Source organism: Burkholderia sp. Ax-1720, assembly GCF_011753035.1.
In the GTDB taxonomy this organism is placed as follows: domain Bacteria; phylum Pseudomonadota; class Gammaproteobacteria; order Burkholderiales; family Burkholderiaceae; genus Burkholderia; species Burkholderia gladioli.
Genome location: NZ_VWWK01000201.1, coordinates 1 through 11,669, shown reverse-complemented (window position 1 = coordinate 11,669; position 11,669 = coordinate 1). Strand labels below are relative to the sequence as shown.

9 protein-coding genes and 1 pseudogene are annotated in these 11,669 nt (G+C 68.5%); 4 read left to right on the top strand and 6 right to left on the bottom strand.

Annotated elements, in window-relative coordinates; genetic code table 11:
• The 3 genes from F3J18_RS32130 to F3J18_RS32120 all read right to left on the bottom strand — a co-directional run.
• The coding region (locus F3J18_RS32130; RefSeq protein WP_166916138.1) for a type VI secretion system Vgr family protein at positions 1-2,860 on the bottom strand (2,860 nt) is incomplete at its 3' end.
• A gap of 247 nt (positions 2,861-3,107) precedes the next feature.
• A complete protein-coding gene (locus F3J18_RS32125) occupies positions 3,108-4,004 on the bottom strand; it encodes a MurR/RpiR family transcriptional regulator (RefSeq protein ID WP_166916136.1) in 897 nt (298 codons plus the stop codon).
• Positions 4,005-4,096: 92 nt separating this feature from the next.
• A complete protein-coding gene (locus tag F3J18_RS32120) occupies positions 4,097-5,050 on the bottom strand; it encodes a LysR substrate-binding domain-containing protein (RefSeq protein ID WP_166916134.1) in 954 nt (317 codons plus the stop codon).
• Positions 5,051-5,208: 158 nt separating this feature from the next.
• Between F3J18_RS32120 and F3J18_RS32115 the strand changes: the two genes are divergently transcribed.
• The 4 genes from F3J18_RS32115 (at position 5,209) to F3J18_RS32100 (ending at position 9,989) form a co-directional block, all read left to right on the top strand.
• The gene (locus F3J18_RS32115) at positions 5,209-6,075 is read left to right on the top strand and encodes an acyl-CoA dehydrogenase (RefSeq protein ID WP_166916133.1); all 867 of its coding nucleotides are present in this window, start codon (positions 5,209-5,211) and stop codon (positions 6,073-6,075) included.
• A gap of 59 nt (positions 6,076-6,134) precedes the next feature.
• Positions 6,135-7,295 (top strand): acyl-CoA dehydrogenase family protein, encoded by a 1,161-nt coding sequence (locus F3J18_RS32110; protein ID WP_166916131.1) that lies wholly within the window; start codon positions 6,135-6,137, stop codon positions 7,293-7,295.
• Between the two features lie 13 nt (positions 7,296-7,308).
• Positions 7,309-8,487, top strand: coding sequence for a CaiB/BaiF CoA-transferase family protein (locus F3J18_RS32105; protein WP_166916129.1), 1,179 nt, complete (start codon positions 7,309-7,311; stop codon positions 8,485-8,487).
• Positions 8,488-8,588: 101 nt separating this feature from the next.
• Positions 8,589-9,989: an MFS transporter gene (locus F3J18_RS32100; protein WP_025102300.1), complete on the top strand. Its 1,401-nt coding sequence runs from the start codon at positions 8,589-8,591 to the stop codon at positions 9,987-9,989.
• 77 nt (positions 9,990-10,066) lie between these two features.
• On the opposite strand, the gene F3J18_RS32095 is transcribed toward F3J18_RS32100, so the two are convergent.
• From F3J18_RS32095 to F3J18_RS32085, 3 genes and pseudogenes are all read right to left on the bottom strand, one after another.
• Entirely contained in the window at positions 10,067-10,510 is a 444-nt protein-coding gene (locus tag F3J18_RS32095; RefSeq protein WP_166916127.1) for a hypothetical protein, read from the bottom strand.
• A 124-nt stretch (positions 10,511-10,634) separates the two neighbouring features.
• A complete protein-coding gene (locus F3J18_RS32090) occupies positions 10,635-11,537 on the bottom strand; it encodes a CoA ester lyase (RefSeq protein WP_025102302.1) in 903 nt (300 codons plus the stop codon).
• Positions 11,527-11,669 (bottom strand): annotated as a pseudogene (locus tag F3J18_RS32085) (electron transfer flavoprotein subunit alpha/FixB family protein); the annotation flags it as partial. The gene F3J18_RS32090 and the pseudogene F3J18_RS32085, both read right to left, overlap by 11 nt.

Genomic DNA, 11,669 nt, shown 5'->3' with positions numbered 1-11,669 from the left:
CGCCGGCCGCCCCCGCCACCGACCCGGCCGCCTTCGCGACCGATGCCAGGGACGCCATCGAACTCGCCGAAGGCAGCAACGAACCGAGCTGCGATTGCGCGGTGGCGCTCGCGCCGGCCGCCGAGGCATCCTCGGCCGACGGCCAGGTCGGCAGCGTGAACTCGCTGGCCTTGTCGCCCTGCGAACGCGGGTCCTTGCCGAACACCACCTGCACCACACCCGGCGGCAGCCCGCTGACCACCGCCTTGCCGCTCGCATCGAGCGCGCCCTGGCGCAGCACGCCGCCATTCGCATCGAGCACGGAGAACAAACCGCCCTTCACGGCCGAGCCGTTCGCATATTGATGCAGCAGCTCGAGCTGCCCAGGCTGGTCGGGCCGCGCCGAGGGCAGCGGATAACCCATGCTGGCCGGCCCGGCGAAGACGTGCGAAGCTCCCTTCACATCGACCTTGCCAGGCGTATGGATCTCGATGTTGCCGCCCGCGATGCGGATATAGCCGCCGCCGCTGGTCAGCAGGATTCCCTGGTCGGCGGCCAGCTCGATCCTGTCGGTGGCCGACAGGATCTTGACGGTCTTCTGCGCGGTCAACTCGACGTTGTCGTCCTGCGCCTGGATCTCCACCTTGCCCTTGGCCGCGAACAGCTTCATGCCGGCGTTCTGCACGAACAGGCTCAGCTTCTCGCCGATGCTCGCGATCAGCGACTTGCCGGCCACCACGTGGGTGCTCTGGCCGCTCACCAGGTTGACATGCCGGGTTGCGGCCAGATGCGCGGATTGCTGCGAGGACAGGCCGATGCCGGCCGGGCTGCCGAACACCATCACCGGCTGCTTGAACGCGTTGGCATTGCCGGTGCCGCCGCCGGCGGTGTTGCCGCCCGAGGCGCCGGCGCCGCTCACGCTGTTCTGCGTGGCATCGGTCAGCTCGCGCATCGCGTCGTGCCCGTCCTGCAGGCTCTCGGCCTGGTGCTGGACGCTCGCCTCCGACAGCGATTCGACCAGGCTCTCGGCGCTCACCAGTTGCTGCTGCGTCTCCTGCACATCGAGCGGCTGGCTGCTGCTGCCCTTCGGATGCGTGCTGACATACAGGCCCTGGCTCGCGCGCACCGCGCCGTAATCGTCGGTGCGCAGGTCGAAACCGCTGCCGAGATAGGCACCGCGCGAGTTGCCGCCATGGTCGATCAGGTAGCCCAGGTGCAGCAGGCTGTTGGCGCTGCTGCTCATCAGTTGCACGCGGTTCTGGCCGGTCGCGTCGTCCAGCACCATCTGGTTGTAGCCGCTGCCCGAATACTCCTTCGAGCGGTATCCCGACAGGATGCCGTTGCTGTGCCATTGCGGCGTGGCCTGGCCGTTGTAGACGCGCGCCACGGCCAGCGGCCGGTCGCAATCGCCGCCGATGTGGTCGATCAGCACTTCCTCGCCGATGCGCGGCGGATGCACGCCGCCATAACCGCCGCCGGTATCGGACTGCACCACGCGCACCCAGGTCGAGGCACCCTGGTCGGCGGGATTCACGCGATCCCAGACGAACTGCACGCGGATCCGGTTCAGCTCGTCGGTGTAGACCTCCTCACCATCAGGTCCGACCACGATCGCGGTCTCCAGGTGCATCTCGGGCTTGCGATGTTCGAGCGGGCTGCGATACGGCACGTTGGTGCGCTGCGCCTCGACCTCGACGCGGAAGAAACCGACCGAGCCGTCGGCATGCGCGAGCTGCCCCGCCGCGCCGCGCTCGGCCGCGCGCACCTGCGCGAGTTCGGCCTCGAGGCTGTGCGGGAAATGCGCCGCGCCCGTCACCGGCGTGTTGTTCTCGATCCACCAGGCCACCTCGATGGTGGCGAACTCGCGTTGCGAGGCGGGATCGCCGTCATGCACAGGATGATTGGCCAGCGTGAAGCGGCGCCCCGCATCGATCGCACGAGCGGCACCGCCGCCGTGGAAGCGCTTGGCGCGCGACTCCCATTCCTCCATGCGGATCTGCGAGAGCCTGTCGCCATGCTGCTGGTCGCCGAAGGTATAGGCGCCCGTGTATTCGTAGACTTCGAGCTGATCGGGCAGCGCGCCCTGGTTGCCCATGGTCGGCGTCAGCGTGCCCTTGGGATTGGCGGGCGCGGCGGGATTCTTGTAGTCGAAGCTGCGCGTGGTCAGGGTCGCGCTCTGCAGGGTCCGCGTACCCGACCATTGCGTCAGCGCATCGGTTTCGGCGCCGGTCGCGAGGCGCGCGAAGTTGACGGCCTTCGGCGCCAGTTCGGGCAGCGAGGTGATCGTATCGGTCACCACCAGCGTGTGCGACTTGCCGTCGGCACCCTGCTCCCAGTAGCCGTAAAGGCCTTCGTTCTCGAACAGGCGATGCACGAAGTTCCAGTCGGTCTCGCTCTGCCGCGTGTAGGAGCGGTTAGCGAGCGGCTGCGAGAGCGCGAAGCGAAACCGGCCCTGCGCCTCGGGATGGGTGTTGAAGATATCGGTGACGATCGCGTCGGCGCTCTTGTCGATCCAGATCTTCTGGTCGCGCCGGAAATGCAACATGTGCAGCCAGGCGCGCACGCCCAGCTGATACGTGGTGAGGCCGCCGTCGGCACCGAGCCGGCGCGCGGTGAACACGTGTCCCTGGATCGGTCGGTAACTCGCGTCGGCCTGCTGGATCCACAGCGTGACCGATTGCGCGATCAGGCTCTTCAAGGCGATATCGTCGTCCGACGACACCACGTCCAGCGTAAAGCCGTAATCGCGCCCGAGCGTCGAACGCCCGATCACGCGTTGCACGACCAGTTTGTCAGCCCCAAGCGGTGTATCGAGTTTTACGAGCCGGTCCTGTTGAATCACGCCGGCCTGCATCGCCCCCGCGATATCCTGCACGTTCATGGTGGTTCGCCCTTCTTCTTATTTCAGCGCTCTCGGAAAGCGTCTGCTCAATCGACTGACGATTGTAACCGGGCGAATCGGCATTGGCGCGTCGTCTCGGCCCGGCACACACGAGTTAACGTTTCCGGATCGGATAATCGATCCGACTACTCGCAATTAATACCGAAACAATTGAAAGTTATAAATCGTGCCGTGTAATTTATTCTGATTTGAGCCGGCCGATTCGTCTCGGGTCCATCGCTCCCGATCAATTCTTCTGAACCGCCGAAGCCGGTTCGTAGGCGAGTTCGAGCCGGTAAGCCAGCGCGATGAACAGGCTCTGCGCGAGCCCCATGGTGCTGGTCAGCGAGCGGAAGCCGAAGGTATCTGATTCCTGCAGCAGCAGGGCCACGTCGGCGCCGCTGGCCAGCGCGTTGAGCCGGCTGTCGGTGATCGCGATCAGCTTCGCGCCGCGCTGCAAGGCGTCCTCGACGATCTTCTGCGTCTCCTGCGCATACGGCGCGAACGACACGGCCAACAGCACGTCGCCCTCGCGCAGCGAACGCAACTGCCCCGCCTGCATGCCGCCGAGCCCGGAGACGAGCTGGATGCGCTTGCCGGTGTGCTGCAGCGCGTAGTCGAGGTAGGCCACCACCGGGAACGAGCGGCGCACGCCGGCCAGCCAGATCGCATCGGTGGCGGCCAGCAGGTCGACGGCACGATCGAAGGCGGCCGCGTCGAGCGAGGCCGCCAGTTGCTGCATGCCGGCGATGCTGTCCTCGAGGAATTCGCCGGCGAGTTCGCTGGTCTTGCGACGCCCGCCGCGCTCGATGATGCCGCGAATCCGCGACTGGTAGCTCAGGTCGGGCGCCACGCGCCGCACCATCGCGTCGCGGAACAGGCGCTGCATCTCGGAGAAACCCGAGAAGCCGAAATGCTTGGCGAAGCGCACCACCGCGGAGGGCTGCACGCCGCAATCGTCGGCCACTTCCTGCACGCCCTGCAGGCCGACGCGTCCCGGATGCGCCTCGACATGGCGGGCGATCAGTTTCAGTTGCTTGCTGAGCGAGGCGAATTGCGCCGAGATATCCGCCAGCAACGCTTCGGGCGTGCGGCGCCCGCTGTCCGGCTCAGTGCCGGCGGCGGCGGGTCGGGAAGATGGCATACGGTGGCGGGCGGGTCGTTATCGTGTGGCGCCATTCTAGCAACAGGGCCGGCCACGTCTCGTCAGGGCCCCGGGCAGCGCCACCAGCAAGCTCAAACCGCGGCCGGGCGCGCCGGCGGCTCGCGCAGCTCGATCCCGGTCCACCGCCCGCTCTCGCACAACTCGACCACCAGCTCGCCGATCACATGGCGCACCGCCAGCGAGGCCGAGCTGACCGGCAGCGCATTCGGCCAGCACAAGCTGCCGGGCCGGCGGATCATCGGGTCGACGATGCGGCGCATTTTGGGGCGGTCGGCCGCCGCGCGCGAAGCCACCGACACGGAGGGCAGGATGGTGCAGGCCGCGCCCGATTGGGCGATCGCCAGCAGGGTCGGCAGCGAATCGACCTCGGCGATGATGTTGAGCGGCACCTGCTCGCGCGCGAAGGTCCGCTCGAGCAGCACGCGCAGCCCGTTCGAGGCGCCGGGCGCCACCATCGGCACGCCGGCCAGCGAAGCCAGCGTGCAGTTGCGCGCGCGCGCCGACATGCCTTCGGGCTCGCCCATCAGGCACAGCTCCTCGTCGAACAGCGGCACGGTGGAGATGCCCGGCGTATTGGTATCGCGGAACAGGATCGCCAGGTCGAGCCGGCCGTTGGCGAGCAGCTCGTTCAAGTAGCCGCTCATGCTCTCGAAGAACTGCAGCCGGATGCCGGGATAACGCGCGCGCACGCGTTCGAACACCGGCATCGCGAGGATCGCCGACATGGTGGTGGGAAAGCCGATCGCGACCGTGCCGGATTCGGCACCCACGCCCTCGCGCACCTCCTGCCGCAACTGCTCCATCTGGTGCAGCACCAGCCGGCCATGCCGATAGAGCGCCTGCCCGGCGGCGGTCGGCTTCACGCCTTGCGGACTCCTGACCAGCAACTGCACGCCCAGGTCGTCTTCCAGTTTGGCGATCTGCTGGCTCAGCGAGGGCTGCGCCACGTAGAGCATCTCGGCGGCCTTGCCGAGGCTGCCGTAGTCGACGATGTTGACGAAGTAGCGAAGCTGGCGGATGTCCATGGTGCGATGCGGGAGGCGGAAGCGGTCATAGGATACCCCTATGCCCGGCACATTCAATCGGTATTTCCGGTGCCCGCCGCATTCTTCTACAGTCCTTGCATTCGAAGCCGGATGCGCTCGTCGCGTCCCGGCAGAAGCCCAGCAGGAGACGACCCACGATGTCACCCGATCATTGCGCCACGCCGAACGCCGCCGATCACCCCATCCAGACCGCCAGCGATCGCATCGCGGCCGCGCCGGCCGCCGCGCTGGCGGCCACGCTCGATCTCGACACGCGCCCCGCCCCTGGCGATCCGCTGCCGCCGCTCTGGCACTGGCTCTATTTCTGGTCGGTCGCGCCGCAAGCCGCGTTGGGCGCGGACGGCCATGCCGCCACCGGCGGTTTCCTGCCCGATCTCGGCCTGCCGCGCCGGATGGCGGCCGGCGGGCGGCTCCGGTTCGCCGCGCCGCTGCCGATCGGCGCCGAGGCCTCGCGCGAATCGCGGGTGCTGTCGATCGAGCGGAAATCGGGCCGCAGCGGGCACCTGGCCTTCGTCACGGTGCTGCATGAGATCCGCGTGGCCGGCAGCGCCGCGCCGGCAATCCGCGAGGAACAGGACATCGTCTATCGCGAGGCCGCGCGCCCCGGCGAGGCGCAGCCGATGCCGGCGCCGCTCGCCGCGCCCGGGAACGCCGACTGGGAGCGCAGTATTTCGCCCTCCGAAGCGCTGCTGTTCCGCTACTCGGCGCTGACCTTCAACGGCCACCGGATCCACTACGACCGCGACTACGCGCGCGGCGTCGAGGCTTATCCCGACCTGGTCGTGCACGGCCCGCTGATCGCCACCCTGCTGCTTGACGCGGCGGCCCGCTTCGCGCCCGATGCCGTGGTGCGCGAGTACCGCTACAAGGCGCTGCGCCCGACCTTCGCCGGCCAGCCCTTCACCGTCTGCGGGCGCCGCGCCGAGGACGGCCTCACGCTCGAACTCTGGGCCAGGGACCACGAGGGCTGGCTGACCATGTCGGCCAGCGCGACGCTCGCCTGAGCGGCGCCTCGCATCGAAATCCCCAGCCTGTTTTCCGCCCTCAAGAACTCACTCAATCGATGAACGCCACCACCGACGCCTTCCAGGACATCCGCGACGCCATCCGCGACTTGTGCGGCCAGTTTCCCGCCGAGTACTTCCGCAAGATCGACGAGGCACGCGCCTACCCCGCCGAATTCGTCGACGCGCTGACCAAGGCCGGCTGGCTGGCCGCCCTGATCCCGCAGGAATACGGCGGCTCCGGGCTCGGCCTGACCGAAGCCTCGGTGATCATGGAGGAGATCAACCGCAACGGCGGCAACTCGGGTGCCTGCCACGGCCAGATGTACAACATGGGCACCCTGCTGCGCCACGGCTCGGCCGCGCAGAAGGACCGCTACCTGCCGAAGATCGCCTCGGGCGAGCTGCGCCTGCAGTCGATGGGCGTGACCGAGCCCACCACCGGCACCGATACCACGAAGATCAAGACCACCGCCGTGCGCCGCGGCGACCGCTACGTGGTGAACGGCCAGAAGGTGTGGATCTCGCGCGTCCAGCATTCGGACCTGATGATCCTGCTGGCGCGCACCACGCCGCTGGCCGAGGTCAGCAAGAAGAGCGAGGGCATGTCGATCTTCATCGTCGACCTGCACGAGGCGATCGGCCGGGGCATGACGGTGCAGCCGATCCCGAACATGGTCAACCACGAGACCAACGAGCTGTTCTTCGACAATCTCGAGATCCCCGCCGAGAACCTGATCGGCGAGGAAGGCCAGGGCTTCCGCTACATCCTCGACGGCCTGAACGCGGAGCGCACCCTGATCGCGGCCGAGTGCATCGGCGACGGCTACTGGTTCGTCGACAAGGTCTCGCAATACGCCAAGGACCGCGTGGTGTTCGGCCGCCCGATCGGCCAGAACCAGGGCGTGCAGTTCCCGATCGCGCGCTCCTACATCAACGTCGAGGCCGCCAGCCTGATGCGCTTCGAGGCCGCCCGCCGCTTCGACGCCCACGCGCCTTGCGGCGCCCAGGCCAACATGGCCAAGCTGCTGGCCGCCGACGCCTCCTGGGAGGCCGCCAATGCCTGCCTGCAATTCCATGGCGGCTTCGGTTTCGCCTGCGAATACGACGTCGAGCGCAAGTTCCGCGAGACGCGGCTCTACCAGGTCGCGCCGATCTCGACCAACCTGATCCTGTCCTACGTGGCCGAGCACATGCTCGGCCTGCCGCGCTCGTTCTGAGGGAGAGCCTGTCATGCTGCCACTGAAAGGCATTCGCGTCGTCACCTTCGAGCATGCGATCGCCGCGCCGTTCTGCACGCGCCAGCTCGCCGATCTCGGCGCGCGCGTGATCAAGATCGAGCGGCCCGGCGTCGGCGATTTCGCGCGCGGCTACGACGAGCGCGTCAAGGGCCTGGCCTCGCACTTCGTCTGGACCAATCGCTCCAAGGAAAGCCTGACGCTCGACGTCAAGCAGCCCGAAGCGATCGAGGTGGTGCACCGGCTGCTGGCCGAGGCCGACGTGTTCGTGCAGAACCTCGCGCCCGGCGCCACGCAGCGGCTCGGGCTCGACTACGCGAGCCTGGGCGAGCGCTACCCCGGCCTGATCGTCTGCGATATCTCCGGCTACGGCCTGGACGGCCCCTATCGCGACCGCAAGGCCTACGACCTGCTGATCCAGAGCGAGGCCGGCTTCCTGTCGGTGACGGGCTCGCCGGAGCAGCCCGCCAAGGCCGGCTGCTCGGTGTCCGACATCGCCGCCGGCATGTACGCCTACTCGAACATCCTCGCGGCGCTGCTCGCGCGCGGCCGGACCGGCCGCGGACGACACATCGACGTGTCGATGCTGGAGAGCACGGTGGAATGGATGAGCTATCCGCTCTACTACGCCTTCGACGGCCAGAGCCCGCCGCAGCGCGCCGGCGCCTCGCACGCGACGATCTTTCCCTATGGACCGTTCCGCGCCGGCGACGGCAACACGGTGATCCTCGGGCTGCAGAACGAGCGCGAATGGCAGAGCTTCTGCGAGAGCGTGATCCGCCAGCCCGCGCTGGCCGAGGACGCGCGCTTCAGCTCGAACAGCCGGCGCGTGGCGAATCGCGCCGAACTGAGCGCGCTGATCGAGCAGGCCTTCGCGCCGCTGAGTGCGCGCGAGGTGCTCGACCGGCTCGACACGGCGCGCATCGCCAATGCGCAGATGAACGACATGCAGGCGGTCTGGCAGCACGCGCAGCTCGCCGCGCGCCAGCGCTGGACGATGGTCGGCACGCCGGCCGGCGAGATCCCGGCACTGCTGCCGCCGGGCCTGAGCGCCGCCGACGCGCCGCGCATGGACCCGGTGCCGGCGCTCGGCGAACACACCGACGCGATCCTCGCCGAGCTCGGCTACGACGCGGCGGGCATCGCACGGCTGCATGGCTCGGGCGCCGTCTAGCGACGGCGCCCGTCCGATCCAGCGAACGCATCACCAATCAACGACAAGACGACGCCCCGCCCGCCCCGGCGAGCCGGGGCGCAACAACGGAGACACCCTCGATGACCCGCACCATCAACGCCGCCGGCCGGCTCGACCGCCTGCCGATATCGCGCTTTCACTGGAAGATCCTCGGCCTGATCGCCGGCGGCGCCTTCCTCGACGCCTTCGACATCTACCTCGCCAACGGCGCGGTGGCCTCGATGGTCAAGGAAGGCTTCACCGACCTGCGCCACGGCGCGATCTTCGTGTCCTCGACCTTCATCGGCATGATGATCGGCGCCTTCGCGGCCGGCTACCTGGGCGACCGGCTCGGCCGGCGCTATTCGTACCAGCTCAACCTGGCCGTGTTCGGGCTCGCCTCGCTGGCGGCCTGCTTCGCGCCGAACATCGAATGGCTGATCGTGTTGCGCCTGGTGATGGGCATCGGCCTGGGCGCGGAACTGGTGGTGGCGGCCGGCACGCTGGCCGAATTCGTGCCGCCGGCCACGCGCGGCAAGTGGGTCTCATTGCTGGCCGTGATCACCAACAGCGGCCTGTTCGCGGCGCTCGCGGCCGGCTACTGGATCATCCCCCACCTCGGCTGGCGCTACATGTTCGCGCTGGCCGGCATCGGTGCGCTGGTGGTCTGGTTCCTGCGCAAGCGCATGCCGGAATCGCCGCGCTGGCTCGAATCGGTCGGCCGGCTCGACGAGGCCGAGGCGACGCTGGCCTCGATCGAGCAACAGGTGCGCGCGCAACATGGCGAGCTGCCGCCGGTCGAGCGCGCCGTCAGCCTGAACGTCGGCAAGGTGCCGATCTCGCGGCTGTTCGCGCCGGACATGCGCGCTCGCCTGCTGGTGGCCGCGCTCACCGCGATCGGCGTCAACGTCGGCCTGTACGGCTTCGTCGCCTGGCTGCCGACCTTCTTCGTCGCCGAGGGCCTGTCGGTGGTGAAATCGCTCGGCTTCGTGTTCTTCATGTCGATCGGCTCGCCGGTGGGCGGCCTGATCGGCTACGTGGTGGCCGACCGCTGGGGCCGCGCGCGCAGCATCGTGGTGGCTTCGCTGATCAGCATCGCGCTGGGCTGGATCTACGTGACGCTGCGCGACGCCACCGCGATCGTGGTGGTCGGCTTCGGGCTGGTCAGCGCGCTCTACACGATCACCACGCTCGGGCTGTTCGGCTATATCCCCGAGCTGTTCCCCACCGAGGTGCGCTTGCGCGGCACCGGCGTTGCGGGCACTGCCGGGCGCGCCTCCTCGATCGTGACGCCCTACCTCGCCCTGCTGCTCTATCAGCGCTTCGGCGTGTCGGGCGTGATCTCGATGGTCAGCCTGGTGCTGGTGGTGCTGTGCGTGGCGATCGTGGTGCTGCGCGTCGAGACCAGCCGGCAAGCGCTGGAGGACATCGCGCCGGGCGACGCGGCGGATGGCAGTGCCGCGCAGGCCGCGGCGGTGGCCGGCGCCGCGGACGGGCGCTGAGCGCACGAGCTTGGAAAAAGGACGGCCCGACGCGATGTCGGGCCGTCCTCGTTTCGAATCATGCCGGATCCGCCCGGCTAGCGATCGTCATCCGCTTCACGATCGAGTTCGGCGAGCTTCGCCACTTCCCGATCCAGGTCGGCATATTGTGCATTGCAAAACAATCGGCACAGCCGATCGACATCGGCCCGCGCATAGACCTCGAAGCTCGTGACCTCGCGATCCAGCTTCGGCTTGCCCAGGCCGAACAAGGCTTTCTTCTCCCGCATCGCCACCGCATTGAGCTGGAAGCTGTCGGCCAGCCCGGCGCCCAGCGCGCTGATCCACAGCTCGCGCCGGTCCGCCTCGTTGCTCAGCACCATGGCCGGCAGCGGCCCGTCCTGCACCTCGTTCCAGCGCGCCAGTTGCTCGCTCCAGGGGAAGCGCTCGAGTGCCTCGAGGAATCCGTCGAAATCCGTATTGCCTTGTGAGTCCAGCTGCGCGTAATCGTAGCCGGTTTTTTGAATGGCATAGGTCAGCATGGGGATGATTTCCGACGAGGGAAAGCGCCACTATACCTCGCCGGCCGGGTCGTACTCCCAGGCCATCCATCGTCGATGGCCCGGGTGCCGGCGAGCCGCTCACGAGCTCGCCGGCAACCCGCGATCAGGCCGACGACCCGCTCGCCGAAACTGCCGTCGCCGCGTGCAGCGCGAGGATCCGTTCGGCACGCAGCACCACCGGCCGATCCACCATCCGGCCGTCGAGCATCACGGCGGCGCCGCCGGCCTCGCGCGCCGCCTCGATCACGCGCCGCGCCCAGTCGATCTCCTGCTCGGCGGGCCGGTAGCAGCGATGCACCGCCTCGATCTGCTTCGGATGAATGCAGAGCTTGGCGCCGAAGCCATGCAGCTTGCCGTTCGCCGCATCGCGCTCGATGCGCGCCAGGTCGTGCACGTCGGGCGTCACGCCGTCCACGGGCGGCTCGATGCCGGCCACGCGCGACACCAGCGCGAGTTGCGCGCGATACGGATTGAGCGGCACGCCGTCGTCGCTCATGCCCATCTCGGCAATGAAATCGAGCGTGCCGAACATCAGGCGCCTGACATACGGCGCCCGCGCGATCTCGATGGCATTCCACATGCCCAGCGCGCTCTCCACGAGCGGGTAGACCGGCACGCGCCGCCGCGCCAGCGCGATCGTGGCCGTCACGTCCTGCGCCGTTTCCGCCTTCGGCAGCACGATGCCGGCCACGCCGTCCAGCGCGCCGAGCTGGGCATCCTGCTCGAACCAGGGCGTGCCGCGAGCGTTGATGCGCACCAGCACGGGCCGGCCGCGCGACACCCAGCCGGCCAGTTGCTCGCGCGCGGCCTGCTTGGCGGCGGGCTCCACGGCGTCCTCCAGATCGACGATCACCGCGTCCGCACCGCTGGCCAGCGCGCGCTCGAAACGCTCGGGACGATTGCCGGGCACGAACAGGTAGGATTGCGCCGGCACGGCCGCCGCGCCCGCCTCGTCGCGCGTGCCGGCTTGCGGTGGCCGCGGGAAGGTGTCGATCTCAGAGCGCATCGGCGAGCTCCGGCACCACCGTGAACAGGTCGCCGACGATGCCGTAGTCGGCCACGCTGAAGATCGGCGCTTCCTCGTCCTTGTTGATCGCCACGATCACCTTCGAGTCCTTCATCCCGGCCAGATGCTGGA

What these genes read in the sequence shown, in the direction of transcription:
- F3J18_RS32125 (WP_166916136.1), bottom strand. Translation starts at nt 4,004, where the DNA reads ATGCCATCTTCCCGACCCGCCGCCGCCGGCACTGAGCCGGACAGCGGG.
- F3J18_RS32120 (WP_166916134.1), bottom strand. Translation starts at nt 5,050, where the DNA reads ATGGACATCCGCCAGCTTCGCTACTTCGTCAACATCGTCGACTACGGC.
- F3J18_RS32115 (WP_166916133.1), top strand. Translation starts at nt 5,209, where the DNA reads ATGTCACCCGATCATTGCGCCACGCCGAACGCCGCCGATCACCCCATC.
- F3J18_RS32110 (WP_166916131.1), top strand. Translation starts at nt 6,135, where the DNA reads ATGAACGCCACCACCGACGCCTTCCAGGACATCCGCGACGCCATCCGC.
- F3J18_RS32105 (WP_166916129.1), top strand. Translation starts at nt 7,309, where the DNA reads ATGCTGCCACTGAAAGGCATTCGCGTCGTCACCTTCGAGCATGCGATC.
- F3J18_RS32100 (WP_025102300.1), top strand. Translation starts at nt 8,589, where the DNA reads ATGACCCGCACCATCAACGCCGCCGGCCGGCTCGACCGCCTGCCGATA.
- F3J18_RS32095 (WP_166916127.1), bottom strand. Translation starts at nt 10,510, where the DNA reads ATGCTGACCTATGCCATTCAAAAAACCGGCTACGATTACGCGCAGCTG.
- F3J18_RS32090 (WP_025102302.1), bottom strand. Translation starts at nt 11,537, where the DNA reads ATGCGCTCTGAGATCGACACCTTCCCGCGGCCACCGCAAGCCGGCACG.